This window comes from Mesobacillus zeae, from assembly GCF_003570705.1.
In the GTDB taxonomy this organism is placed as follows: Bacteria; Bacillota; Bacilli; order Bacillales; family Cytobacillaceae; genus Mesobacillus_C; species Mesobacillus_C zeae.
In genome coordinates, this window is record NZ_QWVT01000044.1 from 21,945 (window position 1) to 39,071 (window position 17,127).

The following is a 17,127-nucleotide window of genomic DNA, read 5'->3' on the forward strand; positions in this document are numbered from 1 at the left end:
TTATGCTTTGTTAACTCTTTTCCTCTTTCCGCAGCCACATTCTTTTTTTACTTTTTTTGTTTCCTGGCTTGGCTGTGCCTTTTTAACAGAAGAATGACTCTGTTTTCTTCTCATATTACAGCCTCCTTTTCGATCCATAATATTCTATGAACCAAGTACTAAGACTGCTCACTTCACTCGCCTATAAGCTTGGTGACAATCACTTCAATTATTGAGCCTATAGCAGCAACTGACAGGATCATTATGGCTGGCCAGCCTACGTCAGGATACATAAAGAATATCACATACAGAAAAGCGCTTACCCATATTCCTGTACACCAGTGGCAACTCAACAGCTCACCTAGCCACTTTTGCAGGCCCTTTCCTTTTGGCACCAGGTAAATATTCTCATGGCCATCTTCATCCCTTTCCACACTTTCTCCAATGAAAGGGGACCTCAGAAACTCAGTGATTTTATCATAAACAAGTAACCTTGTTAGCCGGAAGGAAGCAAGCCCCAGTATTACGAATGACCAAACATCATTTCCCAAAGACATTTATAACACCTCATTCGAATTATTGTCAGCTATCCAAAAATAGGCTATTTTCTTATTCCACTTTTCGTATTTCATCATAGTCTGATAATGAAAATAACCTAAATCATCCAAGGAGGAAAATCCCATGAGTTGCAATTCCGAATGCTTCACAAACAATTGCGTTTGTGACACTTTGCTGGCAATTGTGGAGGCACAAGATAAAGTCGACGGACCGACCGGCTGCACATTCAGTTGTGACAATGCAATCAACGAATTAGTCGGTGGCGTTGCAAACGGTGGCTTTAATACAATTCCAATCATTCTTACATGCAAAAACACATGCTTGCCATTTGTCGGTGTGGGCGGATTGATTGACCCGAACCCAACCCCACCAGTTTCAGGACGTGTTTTTGAATTCCCTGTCTCACCTATCTTCAGAGTGAATGATGTTGACCCAGAGACATGCTGCGCAACGCTTGAACTCTTAAGTACAGAAGATCCGATCGTTGTCAGTCCCAGCTTTAATCCAGATCCATTTGAAATTCTGAATGACCTAACTGGTGAGGTGCTTGAAGATACAGGATCCTGTATAACTGTTGATTTGAATTGCTTCTGTGCTGTGACATGCCTGTCGCCTATCACAGTTTAACGGAAGGAGAAACGCCAAGCTCGTGCCCTAAAAAAGAGAAAAGCTTGTCAGCCGGCAAATTTAAACAGCTACATGCAGGTTCAAGCTTTTCCCTTTTTGGGTATGGCATGTTAATAAATCAATTCCAAACAACATTTGGAAGGGCTTAGCACAAGCTATCAGAAGCCCTTTTTTGGTCTACCCTTTCCTCCTGTTATGCATATTCTATAAAATAGCAAATTAACACAGTAAAAAGGGATTCCTCTCCATGGAATCCCCTTCTTAGTGTCTTTGCCGCCTACAGAACTCTTAAATCTTGAATATCATCTATTTCCACAATTTTATGCCTTCTCCCGATTTTTAGCTTCACTTTGTTTCCTCTTTTGCTGATCACCTGTGCCCTTAACATTTTCTTGTTATACACTATTTCGCACATTGGCTTGGCTAATACAGGCGGATAACGGACCAGCAGCAAAATTTGTTTCTTAACTGTCTCGGATGAATTGTTTTTATCCTCCACATATGTGTGGCTAAAAGATTCAACGCTTTCCACCTGAAAATCAATTCTCTCACCTTCGAGAACTGGAACTCTCCCTGTCCCATGCTCTGTGTCCGGCACTATGTTAGACTCATCTTCTGGTTCTAAGTCAAATTCAACTTCTTGTTCTCGCTCATTTTCTAATTCCACGCACTTTTCCATCTCTAATTCCAAATTCTGTTCTGTGTCCGATTTATTACACAGCTCTATCTCAGCTCCTTGCTCTGTGCATGGTCCCAACATTATGGTATATTCATCCTCTAACAATCCTTCTGAATCAAATTCAGGTCCCTGGAGGAGAATCGTACCTGCCGTCTCTGTCTTCACAGATAGGGTTGTCTCTTCGTCCCTAGACTCTTCAGCTTCTGTATAGTCAGCCTCTAACACTAAATCGGCAACACTTTTTACATCAATTACATCCCGAACGAGATCTCTAGTATCAAACTCAAACTCGATGGAAAATCTACCACTTTCATTCATTTCCTCAGGGATAATGTCAACGGTGTCCTCAACTGTTCTTTTAGGAACATGATGGTAATTGCCTTGCATCGAGAAATCGTCAATGTTAAAATCAGGATGAATTATATACAACAAGGGTTTTTCAGCCACCTTCTTCCGAGACTGTTCACTTTCCATTTGGCACCCTCCCATTCCTCAAGGTTTCACGCATTGACATTATATGCATTAGACAAGTTTGAGTTGAATCTTACTCTTTAAATAACTGGTTGTACTGAATTACACTTAGAACCAAAATATAGCGCCTAAAGTATACAAAAAAAAATTGTGCCCGCTTTATAGAAAGCGAGCACAATTTTTTTAGCCAAGTATATGGTATCCGGAATCAACATGAATGTTTTCTCCAGTAATTCCGCGGGACAAATCACTGAACAGGAATAGTGCCGTATCGCCAACCTCTTCAGGGGTCGTGTTTCGACCAAGCGGCGCCATTTCTTCAATCCGCTTAAGGATTAGGTTGAAATCACTGATACCTTTTGCTGACAAAGTCCGGACCGGCCCAGCCGAAATGGAATTAACACGGATGTTTTGACTGCCTAAATCCGCGGCCAGGTAACGAACGCTTGCATCTAGAGAAGCTTTTGCGACACCCATTACATTGTAGTTTTCCATGACACGCTCTCCTCCGAGGTATGTCAAAGTTACAATGCTTCCTCCTTTAGGCATTAGTTCTTTCGCTTCCTTTGCAACAGCTGTCAAAGAATACGAACTGATATTGTGGGCAAGCATGAATCCGTCACGAGTGACATTCAGATATCCCCCTTGCAATTCTTCTTTATTTGCAAAGGCAATGCAGTGGGCCACACCGTCGATATTGCCGACAGCCTGCTTAATTTCTGCGAAACACTTGGCCACTTCTTCATCATTTGTTACATCGCATGGAAGTACATGGTAGCTTTCATTCAAAGAAGCTGCCAGATCTCTCACACTGCCTCCAAGCCTTTCACCTGCATATGTAAAAATCAAATTTGCTCCAGAATCATGAAGTGATTTTGCAATTCCCCAAGCAATGCTCCTCTTATTTGCCACACCCATGACAACAAAGGTTTTCCCGTTCATTGAAAGATTCATAACCTCATCCCCTTAATTACCACATGTTATTAGTACCTAGTACTAATATTACACTAACAAGCACAAAAAAGAAAGCCTGCTGGAAGGAATTAAACGGTTCTACTTCAAATTCCTGCGCCATGATTCAAATGGGAACCTTTACAGTTGGACATACGTTCCATAAGTAAATTTTTTCCTTATCAATCCACCAACAGTTGGCAGGCTCCGCCTACATATAAAGCAGTATGGTGTAATACACCTCGGAAAATATTACCTCCAAGAATTATTACGGAAGGGTCCGCGATTATCCTGGCAGGTGCCATACCTTCAGCTCTCATGGCTGTGGCCGCTGATCTGGTAATGGGCTGGCTAGAACGCAGGCTCAGCCCTAATTCTCGCTGAACAGAGACCAAATATCCAGCTAGCCCCTACCATTACAAAGAAAATAGGAATCAAAAATCCATATCCAAAAGAATCAAGCTTTTGTACCATTTCTTGATTGGGAGCGAGCAAAGATACGAGCACGCCTGCCAGAAATGCCCCCAGGATGTTTTCTGCTCCGACCGTTTCCGAAATGGCGACAAGGACAATCAGCAAAGCAAAGACCGCCCGGGTGCTAATCTGGGTTGTCCCTATTGACAGTGCCTCGACAACCTGGCGATTTTTAAATCTTTTCCCTACAAAATAAAGCACTACTCCTGCTTCAAACAGAAGGAGTAACAGCCACATGCTGCTCCCTCCATCTCCGTAAATAGAGACAAAAACGGCAAGCAAAAGCATTGTCGCAAGATCGGCAATCACCGCTACAAGCAGGATGATCTGTCCGATATTGATTTTCATGATATGCGCTTCTTTTAAAGTCGGTACCACTACACCAAGTGATATGGTTGAAATGATAAGATTCATTAATAGCAGATTATCAATAAAGCCAGCTAGGACAAATAAATAGGACAATCCGGCCGAAATAGTAAAAATCCCGGCGAAAATGAGTGCGGAAATGACAAAATTAAGACCATTCGGGAGTCTTTTGCGCTTTTGCCCCCCATGAAAACGCGCTAAAATCAATTTCAAGCCCGCTCAGAAACATGAGAAAAAGAAAACCTAATGTCGAAAGGGTAGCAAGCCATGTATCTTCGTGAACAACATTAAATCCGCCCTTACCAATGACAAGACCTATCAATATTTCCGCAACAACGACAGGAATGAAACGAAGCCTGAAGCGGTGAAGCAAAATGGGTGTTTAAAGCCGTTAAAATGACAATGACCAGAGAAATAATCGATCTTTGCTGCTCCATGGCATCATCCCCTTTCTATTTAGTCAAATACCCCATAAAGGCAGTAGCAATCCCAAAATAAATCAGAATGCTAATAATATCATTTATGGTCGTGATAAATGGTCCGGAAGCGACGGCAGGGTCAATCTTCATCTTATGCATGAAAAGAGGAACAAGAGAACCTGCCAGAGTTGCTACAATGAGTGTGCAAAAGATTGAAATCCCGACAAGCGCACCCAGGAAGAGATCCCCCTGCCAGAAATAAACGACAAACGTGACAAGTATTCCGCACGTCAACCCTGTAATGAAACCCGTTCCTGCCTCTCGCAGAATAATGTTCCATTTGCTTTCCTTTTCCAGGTCGCCTGTAGCGATCCCGCGGACAGCGACCGCCAGCGCCTGCGTACCTGTATTTCCAGCCATGCCTGCGATAAGTGGGATAAACACGGCAAGAATTGCCACTTTGTTCAAGGTTTCCTCAAACCTGCCGATCAAGCTGGCCGTGAACATACCAAGAAACAAAAGGATAACAAGCCATGGCAGCCTTTTTTTAGCTGCAGAAAAAGGGTTTCTATCCATACCGTCAAGGTCCGCAATCCCGGCAAGCTTGGAATAGTCATCCGAAGCTTCTTCATCCATGACGTCAATAATATCATCAACAGTGATAATGCCAAGGAGATGTCCCTGAAAATCAATGACAGGAAGCGCGAGGAAGTTATAATCCCTCATTTTCCGGGCGACTTCTTCCTGATCTTCCCCGGCCATTGCTGCAACCACCCTGTCATACATAACCTTGGATACCATATTGTCATCATCGTTGACAATCAGATCGCGGAGCGAAATAACGCCTACGAGTTTTTTTTCTTCGTCAATTACATACACATAATAAATAGTTTCAGCCCTTGGGGCTTCTTTTTTGAGAATATGCATGGCTGAGCGGATCGTCTGATTAGCCGAGATGGCGATATACTCGGTTGTCATGATACTTCCCGCGGTGTACTCCTCGTAATGGAGGAGATCCTTAATTTCATTAGCAGCCTCTTTGTCCATGATGGTCAAGTAACTGGCAACCTGGTCCTTGTCAAGTTCATTCAGAACATCTACAGCATCGTCTGCGTACATATTGGATAGCATATCTGCTGCATAATCAGGTGACATTTCCGAAAGGACGTCCTGATACTCGTCCTCCTCACCGCCAAGATTTTCAAACAGCCCCGCCATTTCCTCTGGAGAAATGAAATGGTATACCTTCATCCTGGCTTCTTCGTCCAGGGCGGAAAAAAAGGATGCCTGGTCATATGGATGAAGCTCGAGAAACTCTTCCCTGAACCCATCTATATCTTCCCGCCTTAAAGCTTGCAGTAACAACTCAGTATTAAAATTTTTTTTTGACAGCGCATCATTATTGTCGGCCAAATCTCCCGCCCCCTTTCTATCTGCACCTAATACTAGCATTTCTTTTTTTACTTGTCCTATCAAAACTGTTTTCCATCTTTTTTGGATGATAAAAAAACAAGCCGGCAGATTACGACGGCTTGCTGCTGTTTAACAATTCTTGAAGATCCTTGGGCATCGGGGCAAAAAAGTGCAGATCCTTTCCTGTAAAGGGATGCCTGAACCTGATCTTACGGCAATGGAGAGCCTGCCTTTCTATTTTGGAAGAACTTCCGCCGTACAGGTCATCACCTGCCAGCGGGTGGCCGATATGAGCCATGTGGACGCGTATTTGGTGCGTCCGGCCTGTCTTAAGCTCCAATTCAATATGAGAGAAATCCTCATACTGTCCGACAACCTTATAAGCGGTGCAAGCGTATTGGCCTTTTGAATCCACATGACGCTCGATGATACTGTCAGGCTTACGGGCAATGGGCTCCTCAACAATTCCCTCATCTTTATGGAAATGCCCTTCAGCCAACGCTTCATACGTTCGCTTAAGTTCTCCAGCTTTCTGCTGAGTGCTCATCAGATGATGGACGTGCCTGTGTTTTGCTACAAGGACAATGCCGGATGTATCCCTGTCCAAGCGTGTCACAATATGGGTAGTTGCCGCAATTCCGGTTTGTTTGTAATAACCGATCAAGCCGTTCGCAAGGCTTCCGGATGGATGCTCCCTCGACGGAATCGTACTCATGCCGGCGGGCTTATTGATCACAAGAAAATACTCATCCTCATAGAGAATTGAAAGCGGAAAGAATTCTTCCGCAATTCCTGCCGAAGGCTTCTCGAGGGGAAAAACAGTTTCTGCCCTGTCCCCTTCTTTCAAGCGGTAACGGACTGTCACTTCTTCGCCATTGACAAGAATTCTTCCGCCTTTGAACTTAATATCAGTCAAAGCGGTTTTTGAAATTCCCTGCTCTTGCAAAAACTCCCGTAGTAGTTTTCCGCTGTCGGCAGCGGCGGCCTCCCAAATCAATTTGAACCGTTCTGTCATGAGATACTCCTGTTCTGTCTTCTTTAATCGGAAATAAAAGAATCATGGACTCTTTTCCAAAAAGGGAAAGGGCGGAAACGTGCAAAACGCATTTTCTCATCCGCAACTCTGAACTGGATGGATTTCACATCCTTGTGCAGGAGTGTCAAGTGATCGACAGTCATATGAAAATCCGTACGGTTCACGGGCTTTAAAATACAGGTATGGTGGGCAGGAAGGATGAGCGGCGACCCAACTGTCCGGAACACTCTGTTATTAATTGATGCCATTTCAGCGACCTGTATGGCCGAAAGAGAAGGATGGAGGATTGCTCCGCCAAGCGCCTTATTGTAGGCTGTACTGCCTGAAGGAGTAGATACGCATAAACCATCTCCCCTGAATCTTTCGAAATGCTGTCCGCGAATTTCCACATCCATGACAAGGGTGCCTTCAACTGCTTTTACTGTCGATTCGTTCAGGGCAAGATAACGTGTTTCCCTGCCACCGTGCTGATAACGGATGATGACTTCAAGCAGCGGATATTCCACGACCTGATAAGGTGTCTTGGCAATGGCGATGACCAGTTTTTCGATTTCCTCAGGGACCCAGTCAGCATAAAACCCCAAGTGGCCGGTATGGACTCCTACAAATGCAGTTTTGTCCAGTCTGCTGCTGTACCGGTGGAATGCATACAGAAGGGTTCCGTCCCCACCTACCGAAACGCAAATGTCCGGCTGGTCTTCATCATAAACAAGATCGAAGTCCTGAAGATATGTCCTCATTTTTTGCATGAGTGTATTTGACCTAGCATCCCCTTTGGATGTAACCGTAAACTTCATTTTCACAGCCCCCCTTGTCTTAGTAAATTAAGGAGCGTTTTACTATTGCTCCCCGTCCTTTTTTATTTCCTTCTTTCTTGTGAAAAATGCCTGTGCTTCCTGAATTTCATTCCGGATGATAGACATTTCCTCATCAAGGCGGAAGGCTGCTTCTGCAGCGCGCTGAAGCCTTAACTGTATATCTTCCGGAAACTGGCCTTCATATTTATAGTTCAGGGAATGTTCAATCGTTGCCCAAAAGTTCATGGCAAGTGTCCTGATTTGGATTTCAGCCAATATTTTCTTTTCTCCATTAATTGTCTGGACGGGGTATTCTATCACAACATGGTAAGAGCGGTAGCCGCTTTCTTTTTTATGTGATATATAATCCCGTTCTTCTATCAAAACAAAGTCGTTGCGCTTACGAAGCATTTCCACCAGAGGTTTAATGTCGTCTACAAACTGGCACATCATGCGCAAGCCGGCAATATCCTGCATTTCAGTTTCAAGCTTCTCAAGAGGGATGCCTTTCTGGTTTGCCTTGTCAAGAATGCTGGCAATAGGCTTTACCCTGCCAGTGACAAATTCAATCGGTGAGTGTTCGGAATTCAGCTCAAATTGGCTTCGCATTCCCTTTAACTTCACCTTTAGTTCTTCAACTGCTTGTTTATATGGTTCAAGAAACAAATCCCATTGTTTCACCTTTGTTCACCCCATCTGATTCTGATCAATTAGCATGGTTCATGGTGCTCACGTTTTTTAAAAAACGTTTTCTACGGCCGCGACCATGATCTCTCCATAATTGCTGTTTCCTTTTATGTTTTCAGTGAGGTATTCCATTTCTTCCTTCAGGCCCGACAGCAGCAAAAGGCTGCTCCCATCGCTTACGTATGTCTGGAAGCCCTCATTGAGTGCTGTTTTAAGGTCAGGCCATACCTGAGCTGGAATTGAGATGTATGTATAGGCTCCCCCTTGCTCACAAATATAAATAAAGGCTAAATTGTCGGAATCAACCAGCATGTTTCCGCCTGCAGTCAAATCGGATATAGCTACTGACTTTTCTGCAGTTAGAATAAGCTGGCCATTTTCAATGGCTCCATGTTCAATATTTATTTTCTGTGTCATGTTTTCAACCTCCAATAATTCTTTCCTATTTTACCATACTGATTTAAATTTCTCCTAAAGATTGAAGCTTTGCAAAATAAACAGCATAATGGAGATGTATGAGAAAGGAGTCACACTATGACTGAGAATATCGAGATTGAATTTAAAAATATTCTTTCATTTGCGGAGTTTGAACTTCTGAAGTCATTTTTTAATATTGGGCCAGAAGACTTTTCTACACAAGTCAACCATTATTTCGATACCCCATCCTTTTCTTTAAAAAACCACGGATGTGCCTTAAGAATCCGCCAAAAGGCGCAGTGTCTTGAGCTGACATTAAAGCAGCCGGCTGAAATAGGGCTCCTTGAAACCAATCAGAAAATCGACGAAGCTGCCATGATGATAATGAAGGAATCGTCCATCCTGCCGGAAGGACCCGTAAAGGAAGGTGTATCACGCCTCGTAACAAACCCGGTTGAATTGTCATGCTTCGGGTCGCTGGCAACAGAGCGCGCTGAAAAGGCTTATGAAGGCGGCCTTATAGTCCTTGACCATAGTACCTATTTAAATTCAGAAGACTATGAAATAGAATACGAAGTGACAGATGAGAAAAGAGGGTTTGAAATTTTCAGGGAGCTTCTTGAAACACTTAAAATTCCTATGAGGAAAACCGATAATAAAATTAAGCGTTTTTATAAGCAAAAGTATTCAGACCTGCGCCAGCAGGATAAAATCCTATAAAATTTCAAGATAGTCAGGTGAGCACTATGGATGTAAATCAGCTAAAGATTATGCTTGAGCTTCACGCATTGCAGAATTTCAGCAGGAACCCCGCTTCCGGACAGGCAGGAGACTTCAGCAGCCTGCTGGAGGATTTCCTAGGGGCGACAAAGGCCGTCGCATATGGCGCCAGCGGGCCTCTCAATCAAGGGGACATTCTGCCTTCTGTTTCGGGAATGCAAATCACCGGCCCTGCCCTTCCACCAATCCAATTGACCAAGCTTTCAGGCAAGAAAACCAATTTTGATGCCATTATTGAAGATGCTTCAGCGAAGTATAACATTCCCGCCAAGCTGATCAAAGCAGTGATTGAAAAGGAATCCAACTTCAATCCAAACGCAGTAAGCCAAGCTGGCGCTTCCGGGCTAATGCAGCTCATGCCCCAAACTGCAAGGGGACTCGGTGTCCAGAATCCGTTCGATCCTGCTGAGAACATCCACGCAGGTAGCAAGTATTTGCGCCAGATGCTTGACCGTTATAATGAGAACATTGAGTTGGCCCTTGCAGCCTATAATGCAGGCCCCGGCAACGTGGATAAATACGGCGGTATCCCGCCATTTAGCGAAACACAGAATTACGTCAGAAAAGTGACTAATTCTTACACTGGATAAAATTCCATTCTCCGCTCCTCTGCCTATAAGTGGTAAGGAGCGGCTTTTTTGTGTACATTATTAGCGAAGGCTTTACGACTGCTTGTGGGTCGCATAAGCTGTTTGTTTGAGATAAATATTTTGCATTGCTAAAATATATAACATAAAACATAAAAAGGAGTTATCTAAATGGTCGAGAATACGCCTGTACCGTTCGAAGCCATCGGCGAAGCCATGCTGCACCAGCTTATTGACCTTTTTTACAGCCGGGTAGCACAGCATCCTGATCTTGCTCCTATTTTTCCTGATGACCTTACGGAAACAGCTCGAAAGCAAAAGCAGTTTCTTACTCAATATTTAGGCGGACCGCCTCTATATACAAATGAGCATGGGCACCCTATGCTTAGAGCACGCCACCTGCCGTTTGAAATCACGCCAAAAAGAGCGGCCGCATGGCTAACATGCATGAGGGAAGCCATGGATGAATGCGGGCTTGAAGGAGAGCTAAGGGAATATTTTTTCCACAGGCTCGCTTTGACAGCCCAGCATATGATCAATACGCCAGATCAAGGGAAAAATGGTGAGGGTCCGTGATGTGGAAACGAAAAGAATTATTGAATCCAGATGTTCCCCACTGCTCAGGGCCGGAAAAAAAACCGCTTGAGATTTATATGTTTGTGGATCCGCTCTGTCCCGAGTGCTGGGCTTTGGAGCCCATCATGAAAAAGCTGCAGATAGAATACGGTAAATACTTTTCGCTTCGTCATATACTAAGCGGCAAGCTGGCCACCTTAAACATGGGAAGAAAGAAACGCTATGATACAATCGCGGAGTTATGGGAAAGGACAGCAAGCAGGACAGGGATGTCATGCGATGGGAATCTTTGGTTTGAAAACCCAGTGTCTTCTCCTTACCTCGCTTCTATCGCAATCAAGTCGGCGGAACTGCAAGGCAGAAAAAAAGGAATCCTCTTTTTGCGAAAGCTTCAAGAGGTCCTGTTTCTTGAAAAGCAAAATGTCTCCAGCTTCGATATATTGAAGTCATGCGCAAGAAGTGTAGGGCTTGATGTTGAGGAGTTCGTTACTGATATCCATTCCGACAGCGCAGCACGTGCTTTTCAATGCGACATGAAAATCACTTCAGAAATGGATGTTGAAGAGATCCCGACCCTTGTGTTCTTCAATTCAAATATTGAAGAAGAAGGAATTAAGGTTACTGGCTACTACCCATACGAGGTCTACGTTCAAATCCTCGAAGAAATGCTTTCCGAAAGGCCTGAACGCTCCACTCCTCCGCCCCTGGAATCTTTTTTGAAGCATTATCGTACTGTCGCGACGAAAGAAGTCTCCGTTGTGTATGATATCACTATGAACAAGGCAGAAAAAGAACTGAAAAAATTGCTTCTCAAACAAAAAGTAGAGCAAATTCCAGCTAAATATGGAATGTTTTGGCGATATAATGATATTTAACCGCACTTTGGAAGTGCGGTTATTTTTCAAATAAAAATGCAGAAAAAGGCCTTGCAGCACCGGTTGCTGGCAAGGCCTTTTTCTATATTAATACGAACAAAGGGGATGGGAGAAATTTTTCACGGTCAAACAAAGGGGTATATGTTTGCTTGTGATCAACTTCACGAGATAAATATACCATGCATATGGCTGTTAAACAATACGCATGTACACTATTTCACAATATTGTCATAAAGCGTACATGCATGTGTACGGAACAGCATAAAATTTACAGTATCATCTTTTAGGAGGAATGTGAAATGAAACGAAATCTCCACCTGGCAATCATCCTCATTTCAATCCTGTTTTCTCTTTGCCTGCAGCTATTGGGGCTGATGCACATCGTTCCGCTATACATCAGCTCCCCCATCCTGTTTTTGTCTTTGCTCGTATTTTTCATTTATATGACTGATCGAAAAAAATTCAAAGGTTTTTGAGAGACCTCCCATAGGAAACGCAGCCGGGACTTAGGAGAGAATATCCTCCATTTCTGCAAGCTTTTTCTCAAAAACCTTGCAGGCATCCTCAACTGGCTGCGGGCTTGTCATATCGACACCTGCTCTTTTCAGGACTTCAATCGGATAGTCCGAACTCCCTGATTTCAGAAACTCAATATAGCGATTTACTGCCGGACTGCCTTCTTCAAGAATTTGTTTGCTTAAGGCAGTAGCTGCACTGAAGCCAGTGGCATATTGGTATACGTAATAATTATAATAAAAATGTGGAATCCTGGACCATTCGAGGCCAATTTCTTCATCGATTTCCATGCATTCAGTCCCAAAATATTTCCTGTTCAGTTCATAATAATCTTTTGTAAATGATTCGGCAGTCAACGCTTCATCATTCTGCGCCTTTTGATGGATGAGGTGTTCAAACTCGGCAAACATCGTCTGACGGAAAACTGTCCCTCTGAATCCTTCAAGGTAGTGATTCAGCAGGTAGAGGCGCTTTTGCTCATCATTAATGGTCTTCAGCAGATACTCATTCAGCAATGCCTCATTGCAGGTTGAAGCTACCTCGGCTACAAAAATGGAGTAATCCCCATAAGCGTATGGCTGTGTCTTTCTTGTATAATAGCTGTGGACAGAATGCCCGAATTCATGCGCCAGTGTAAACAGGTTATTTACGTTGTTCTGCCAATTCATAAGAATATATGGATTCGTTCCATAGGCTCCTGATGAATAAGCGCCACTCCTCTTTCCTTTGTTCTCATGGACATCTACCCAGCGATTTTCAAAACCTTCCTTTAGGACTGCATTATATTCACTTCCGAGAGGTTCAAGCCCCTTGAGGATCATTTCCTTAGCATCGGAATAGGAGATATCTATCTTTACATCCTTTACTAACGGTGTGTACAAATCATACATATGAAGACGGTCGACACCAAGCACTTTTTTGCGCAGCTTTAAATAGCGGTGCAGAAGAGGCAAATGATCATTCACTGTTCCAACAAGATTATCATAGACTGCTTCCGGGATATTGTCCGCAGATAGTGCAGAGTGCCTGGCGGAATTATAATGATGTACCCTTGCATTGAAATTATCTTTTTTTACTGTCCCGCTGAGCGTACTTGCCAATGTATTTTTAAATTGGCAGTATGTTCTATAAACAGCATTAAAAGCATTTTCACGTACAGCACGGTCTCCGCTCTCAAGAAAAGTAATATAGCGCCCGTGAGTGATTTCTACCTCATCCCCATTTTCATCCTTAATGGACGGGAACTCCAAATCGGCATTGTTCAGCATTCCATATGTTGAAGACGAAGAATTCATCACCTCGGATGCCTGCGCCAGGAGTGCTTCCTCCCCGGCAGATAAAATATGGGGCCTTTGCAGATTAATTTCCTCGAGCGCATGGCTATATAGCTTCAAATCTGGTTTTTCTTCAAGAAAGGCTTTTATTCTCTGCTCATCAATTGAAAGGATTTCTGGTACAATGAAAGCCAGTGCCGCCCCGGCCTGGGTATATAACGTCTTGATTCGATCGTCAAGGCCCTGGTAGAAAGCATTCCCTGTATCCTGGTCATATCTCATATGGGCATAAGTATGCAATCTCCCCAGCCGCTCAAGGAGCCGGTCCTGGTATTGGAGAGACTGATGCAAACTGTCTGCAGATTCGCCAAGTTTCCCTTGAAAATCCTGGATGCCCGGCACTAACTCTTTTACATCTGAAAATTCTTTTTCCCATTCCTGGTCATCTGGAAAAATATCTTCCAGCCTCCATGTATCTTCCACTGGAACTTCATTTCTTGCCGGCAGTTTTTTCACATTAGCTTCGCTGGCCATCTTCATCCTCCGTTCTGCTTCATCTCACAGTAGATCTATATTTCACAATTAAGACAGGAACTCCTTCTATAGGGAATTCGTATGTTTATTTTACACTTCTTTTGAAGGTTTCATTAACGAAATGGCTTGAATTTAGAAACTTAAGTATCGTGCTTCCATGCAGAGCATAAAATTTTTTCGCCGAGCTCTCCCAATCCGGAGAAGTTTGTTCTAATAAAGAATCAGCAGGCTGAAAGAAATCAGAACTACATTTCAGGAGTGAATCAGTTTGGACGAGAAGCTCCAAGTAATCATCAACAGCAAACCGAAAGTGGCTTTCCTTTTCAAGCGGCAATTGTCTGATTGCAATCTCCCCCTTCCGGATCCTAAGTAAAAATGTGCTGTAAATAGCCGAGCGTGACACACGGCCTTTCTCATAAAATATACGCATTAAATCGATATACAAATAGGATTGCCATATAACTGGGGGAGTTTCGATATACAGAGAGGATTGCAATGGCAGGCCAACTTCAGTGGGGAGTAGGTGAAGGTTCAAACGGTTGATATACAGTTCATTTAAAAATTTACTCAGCTTTCCTCTATTATTGTAGGCTGTAAGGCTTCTTTTGAATCGATGTACCTCGCGGTTCCATTCAAAAATCGAGCATATGTGAAAGGGTTTAGGATCAATTAAATATGATGGGTCCATGCTATTCGGGGGTACGGCCGAAAATCCGGCAATCATTCTTCGTTCGGAGACAGGGAGAATTCCTGTCAATAAAATAAATACATCCGCTTCCGGGCAATAGGAAGGAATGTACCATCCCATTCTGTTCCTCCTTAAAAACAATGCTTCAAAGCTATTAAGTGAAACGGTTTTAGCAGATGTTCTTTTCAAGCTTTTACCCCCGGGTATCCAAATGGGTGTAATGCCGCTTTCCACATAACCATCCGTCCGCTTTTTGAACAATTCCTCCGAGACCGGGGAACATTGAAACTCCAAAGCCCATTTCTTTCCCTTCCAGTCTATCAGGATATCCGCCCTTTGACCGCTCGAGGGATCATACTTCTCCAGTTCTGCATCCAGGCCTGATTGTATCAGCCATTGGTAAAGCTTTAGCTTCCCGTTAAGGTGGTAGTCTGTTTCGTTCTCCCACTCAGCAGGGCAACCTTCACCCCTTTGGTGAGCAAAATGCCTCACTCTTTTTGTACCAAGCTTCATTAACATTTTTCCACCACATTCAGGGCAGAAGAACACTTCAGAATTTCTCCGGTTTTCCAATTCAGCTTTTTCCCAGCGTTCCCCAAGGGAAATGCGCTTGCCATTTTGCTGTTGTGCAACTAGCATCCAATTTCTCCTCCTTTCTCCAAATATCATTCTCTGGATTGGTTCAAAATCCTTCCTGCCATAAAAATTTCACAGATTGAGAGATTTTGAAGAAGCTCGATAAAAGTACGACAAAAAAAACGCCATCACTTTAGCACAAACTGGCTAAGTAATGACGATCCTTGAATATACCGCTCCATTCCCTTTTAAACAATGAGAAGATGGATGCTAATATGACGTTTACAAAAGTGGCGATAGCAGCCTTGCTGTAGACTCAATCAAGCGATATCCGAAATGGCGGCGGTTAAACTCTTCTCCATTAATTTGCACTGCATCCAATATATCTTTTTCAAACTCATCAGAGAGACGTTTGACACTGTCGGTCTGATACAGGAACGCATTCACTTCAAAGTTCAGGTGAAAGCTGCGCATATCCATATTTGAAGTACCAATCGAAGCTAGTTCTCCATCAACTATGACAATTTTGCTATGCATAAACCCCTTTTTATATTCATAAACTTTGGCTCCTGCATCAAGAAGAGCTGGGAAGTAAGATCTGGAAGCATGGAAAACAATCTGCTTGTCAGGGCGCTGCGGAACGAGCAGCCTGACATCTATTCCGCTCAATGACGCAACTTTAATGGCCGTTAATATGTCCTCATCCGGAATAAAGTATGGTGAAGCAATCCAGACTGTCTTTTTTGCTGAAGCAATCATCGAGAAAAAAATATGCTTTATGACACTCCATTCATTATCAGGCCCTCCGGCAATTAATTGCACCCCTCCATCATCCTGTCCGTGCAAAAGCGGTGAAAGGTACTCAGGGGTCAAAAAGCTTTCGTTCGTCATATAGTACCAGTCCTGAAGAAAAATCAACTGAAGGCTCCGAACAGCTTCCCCTTTAACCAGCATATGCGTATCCCGCCAAAAACCAAAATGAGTATCACGGCCTAGGTATTCATCTCCAATATTGAGACCGCCTACAAAGCCGACAGATCCATCGATAACGATAATTTTCCGGTGGTTTCTAAAATTAAACTTGCTGTTTAGGAAGGGAAGCGTCACTGGGCCAAATTCAACCATTTCAACTCCTGCTACGCGTAAACCCTCAATATACTCTTTTGATAACTTCCACGAGCCAACAGCATCGTACAGGAACCTGACTTTCACTCCCTGCTTCGCTTTCTCAATGAGAATATCCTTGATTTCCTCACCAATCCTGTCGTGGCGAACAATATAATATTCAAGATGAATATGATTGGTAGCTTTTTTCAATTCTTCAAGAATACAGCCAAATGTTTCTTCGCCATTTGCCAGTACTTCAGTTGAACTGGCAAATGAAATCGGGCTGTTTCCTATTTTTTGTGCAAGGCTGAAAAGTTTTTGGTGCTGTCCGCCCATTTTCATCAATTTTTCCATATTCGCTCTTTCCGAATCACCTTCAACCATTAAGAAAGCCTGCTTATCAAGAAAATATTTTCTCCGGAACATTCTTTCTTTCCGGTAGCTCCGTCCAAAAAGCAAGTAAAAAATAAAGCCCACAAGCGGAAAACTTCCGAGCACAACCAGCCACGTAAGCGTCTGAGTTGGATGACGGTTCTCAATGAAAATCACAAACCCGATAAAAATTACGGAAAGAGACATAAATAGACTGGCATAGCCAAGAAAATTGTTTTTCAAAGTATCATTAATAAAATAATAAACAGCCCCCAGCAGGACCAAAAATATAATAATTCTAACTGTGTTTTTCATGTGATCTCCTTTATTTCTCAATCAATTGCCGCTCATATCAGCAAGCATGTTAA

Annotated in this window: 17 protein-coding genes and 2 pseudogenes; 7 read left to right on the plus strand and 12 right to left on the minus strand. The window is 43.2% G+C overall.

Translation table 11 applies throughout. The features are described 5' to 3' along the window. Nucleotides 1-173: 173 nt before the first annotated feature. Nucleotides 174-536 carry a DUF1360 domain-containing protein gene (locus tag D1970_RS20170; RefSeq protein WP_119114650.1) on the minus strand — a complete coding sequence of 121 codons (363 nt, stop codon included), beginning with the start codon at nucleotides 534-536 and terminating at the stop codon, nucleotides 174-176. 124 nt (nucleotides 537-660) lie between these two features. On the opposite strand from D1970_RS20170, the gene D1970_RS20175 reads away from it, so the two are divergent. Next, a complete protein-coding gene (locus D1970_RS20175) occupies nucleotides 661-1,164 on the plus strand; it encodes a CotY/CotZ family spore coat protein (protein WP_119114651.1) in 504 nt (167 codons plus the stop codon). Nucleotides 1,165-1,441: 277 nt separating this feature from the next. Here D1970_RS20175 and D1970_RS20180 read toward each other — a convergent pair whose 3' ends face one another. Both D1970_RS20180 and fabI read right to left on the minus strand, forming a co-directional pair. Beyond that, nucleotides 1,442-2,317, minus strand: a complete 876-nt coding sequence (locus D1970_RS20180) for a hypothetical protein (protein ID WP_119114652.1) — start codon at nucleotides 2,315-2,317, stop codon at nucleotides 1,442-1,444. A gap of 180 nt (nucleotides 2,318-2,497) precedes the next feature. Beyond that, nucleotides 2,498-3,268 (minus strand): enoyl-ACP reductase FabI, encoded by a 771-nt coding sequence (gene fabI, locus D1970_RS20185; RefSeq protein WP_119114653.1) that lies wholly within the window; start codon nucleotides 3,266-3,268, stop codon nucleotides 2,498-2,500. 267 nt (nucleotides 3,269-3,535) lie between these two features. Here fabI and D1970_RS20190 point away from each other — a divergent pair. Beyond that, nucleotides 3,536-3,649, plus strand: a pseudogene (locus D1970_RS20190) (ABC transporter permease); the annotation flags it as partial. Here D1970_RS20190 and D1970_RS20195 read toward each other — a convergent pair. The 6 genes and pseudogenes from D1970_RS20195 to D1970_RS20220 form a co-directional block, all read right to left on the minus strand. After that, a pseudogene (locus tag D1970_RS20195) lies at nucleotides 3,642-4,542 on the minus strand (cation:proton antiporter); the annotation flags it as partial. The pseudogenes D1970_RS20190 and D1970_RS20195 overlap by 8 nt on opposite strands. Nucleotides 4,543-4,557: 15 nt before the next feature. Continuing rightward, nucleotides 4,558-5,937, minus strand: coding sequence for a magnesium transporter (gene mgtE, locus D1970_RS20200; protein ID WP_246370105.1), 1,380 nt, complete (start codon nucleotides 5,935-5,937; stop codon nucleotides 4,558-4,560). A gap of 109 nt (nucleotides 5,938-6,046) precedes the next feature. Then, a complete protein-coding gene (locus D1970_RS20205) occupies nucleotides 6,047-6,952 on the minus strand; it encodes an RluA family pseudouridine synthase (protein WP_119114654.1) in 906 nt (301 codons plus the stop codon). 23 nt (nucleotides 6,953-6,975) lie between these two features. After that, nucleotides 6,976-7,770, minus strand: coding sequence for an NAD kinase (locus D1970_RS20210; protein ID WP_119114655.1), 795 nt, complete (start codon nucleotides 7,768-7,770; stop codon nucleotides 6,976-6,978). A 42-nt stretch (nucleotides 7,771-7,812) separates the two neighbouring features. Next, a complete protein-coding gene (gene yjbM, locus D1970_RS20215; protein ID WP_119114656.1) occupies nucleotides 7,813-8,451 on the minus strand; it encodes a GTP diphosphokinase in 639 nt (212 codons plus the stop codon). A 57-nt stretch (nucleotides 8,452-8,508) separates the two neighbouring features. Next, a complete protein-coding gene (locus tag D1970_RS20220) occupies nucleotides 8,509-8,874 on the minus strand; it encodes a UPF0738 family protein (RefSeq protein ID WP_119114657.1) in 366 nt (121 codons plus the stop codon). Between the two features lie 117 nt (nucleotides 8,875-8,991). Between D1970_RS20220 and D1970_RS20225 the strand changes: the two genes are divergently transcribed. The 5 genes from D1970_RS20225 to D1970_RS22545 all read left to right on the plus strand — a co-directional run bounded on the left by D1970_RS20225 (nucleotide 8,992) and on the right by D1970_RS22545 (nucleotide 12,168). Next, on the plus strand, nucleotides 8,992-9,594 hold the full coding sequence (locus D1970_RS20225) for a CYTH domain-containing protein (RefSeq protein WP_119114658.1): 603 nt from the start codon (nucleotides 8,992-8,994) through the stop codon (nucleotides 9,592-9,594). A 26-nt stretch (nucleotides 9,595-9,620) separates the two neighbouring features. Further along, the gene (locus D1970_RS20230; RefSeq protein ID WP_119114659.1) at nucleotides 9,621-10,244 is read left to right on the plus strand and encodes a lytic transglycosylase domain-containing protein; all 624 of its coding nucleotides are present in this window, start codon (nucleotides 9,621-9,623) and stop codon (nucleotides 10,242-10,244) included. A 168-nt stretch (nucleotides 10,245-10,412) separates the two neighbouring features. After that, complete coding sequence (locus D1970_RS20235; protein WP_119114660.1) at nucleotides 10,413-10,817, plus strand: globin domain-containing protein; 405 nt, start codon at nucleotides 10,413-10,415, stop codon at nucleotides 10,815-10,817. Further along, on the plus strand, nucleotides 10,817-11,692 hold the full coding sequence (locus D1970_RS20240; protein WP_119114661.1) for a ClpXP adapter SpxH family protein: 876 nt from the start codon (nucleotides 10,817-10,819) through the stop codon (nucleotides 11,690-11,692). Before D1970_RS20235 ends, D1970_RS20240 begins: the two co-directional genes overlap by 1 nt. Before the next feature lie 299 nt (nucleotides 11,693-11,991). Continuing rightward, nucleotides 11,992-12,168 carry a hypothetical protein gene (locus D1970_RS22545; RefSeq protein WP_181213293.1) on the plus strand — a complete coding sequence of 59 codons (177 nt, stop codon included), beginning with the start codon at nucleotides 11,992-11,994 and terminating at the stop codon, nucleotides 12,166-12,168. A 30-nt stretch (nucleotides 12,169-12,198) separates the two neighbouring features. On the opposite strand, the gene pepF is transcribed toward D1970_RS22545, so the two are convergent. The 3 genes from pepF to cls all read right to left on the minus strand — a co-directional run bounded on the left by pepF (nucleotide 12,199) and on the right by cls (nucleotide 17,074). After that, the gene (gene pepF / locus D1970_RS20245) at nucleotides 12,199-14,016 is read right to left on the minus strand and encodes an oligoendopeptidase F (RefSeq protein ID WP_119114662.1); all 1,818 of its coding nucleotides are present in this window, start codon (nucleotides 14,014-14,016) and stop codon (nucleotides 12,199-12,201) included. 85 nt (nucleotides 14,017-14,101) lie between these two features. Continuing rightward, nucleotides 14,102-15,343 (minus strand): competence protein CoiA, encoded by a 1,242-nt coding sequence (locus tag D1970_RS20250; RefSeq protein WP_181213294.1) that lies wholly within the window; start codon nucleotides 15,341-15,343, stop codon nucleotides 14,102-14,104. Between the two features lie 219 nt (nucleotides 15,344-15,562). Next, entirely contained in the window at nucleotides 15,563-17,074 is a 1,512-nt protein-coding gene (gene cls / locus D1970_RS20255; protein ID WP_119114664.1) for a cardiolipin synthase, read from the minus strand. Nucleotides 17,075-17,127 lie beyond the last annotated feature (53 nt).

Bases quoted from the DNA above. Each gene is read 5' to 3' on its own strand.
- D1970_RS20170 (WP_119114650.1), bottom strand. From the start codon at position 536: ATGTCTTTGGGAAATGATGTTTGGTCATTCGTAATACTGGGGCTTGCT.
- D1970_RS20175 (WP_119114651.1), top strand. From the start codon at position 661: ATGAGTTGCAATTCCGAATGCTTCACAAACAATTGCGTTTGTGACACT.
- D1970_RS20180 (WP_119114652.1), bottom strand. From the start codon at position 2,317: ATGGAAAGTGAACAGTCTCGGAAGAAGGTGGCTGAAAAACCCTTGTTG.
- fabI (WP_119114653.1), bottom strand. From the start codon at position 3,268: ATGAATCTTTCAATGAACGGGAAAACCTTTGTTGTCATGGGTGTGGCA.
- D1970_RS20205 (WP_119114654.1), bottom strand. From the start codon at position 6,952: ATGACAGAACGGTTCAAATTGATTTGGGAGGCCGCCGCTGCCGACAGC.
- D1970_RS20210 (WP_119114655.1), bottom strand. From the start codon at position 7,770: ATGAAGTTTACGGTTACATCCAAAGGGGATGCTAGGTCAAATACACTC.
- D1970_RS20220 (WP_119114657.1), bottom strand. From the start codon at position 8,874: ATGACACAGAAAATAAATATTGAACATGGAGCCATTGAAAATGGCCAG.
- D1970_RS20225 (WP_119114658.1), top strand. From the start codon at position 8,992: ATGACTGAGAATATCGAGATTGAATTTAAAAATATTCTTTCATTTGCG.
- D1970_RS20230 (WP_119114659.1), top strand. From the start codon at position 9,621: ATGGATGTAAATCAGCTAAAGATTATGCTTGAGCTTCACGCATTGCAG.
- D1970_RS20235 (WP_119114660.1), top strand. From the start codon at position 10,413: ATGGTCGAGAATACGCCTGTACCGTTCGAAGCCATCGGCGAAGCCATG.
- D1970_RS20240 (WP_119114661.1), top strand. From the start codon at position 10,817: ATGTGGAAACGAAAAGAATTATTGAATCCAGATGTTCCCCACTGCTCA.
- D1970_RS22545 (WP_181213293.1), top strand. From the start codon at position 11,992: ATGAAACGAAATCTCCACCTGGCAATCATCCTCATTTCAATCCTGTTT.
- pepF (WP_119114662.1), bottom strand. From the start codon at position 14,016: ATGGCCAGCGAAGCTAATGTGAAAAAACTGCCGGCAAGAAATGAAGTT.
- D1970_RS20250 (WP_181213294.1), bottom strand. From the start codon at position 15,343: ATGCTAGTTGCACAACAGCAAAATGGCAAGCGCATTTCCCTTGGGGAA.
- cls (WP_119114664.1), bottom strand. From the start codon at position 17,074: ATGAAAAACACAGTTAGAATTATTATATTTTTGGTCCTGCTGGGGGCT.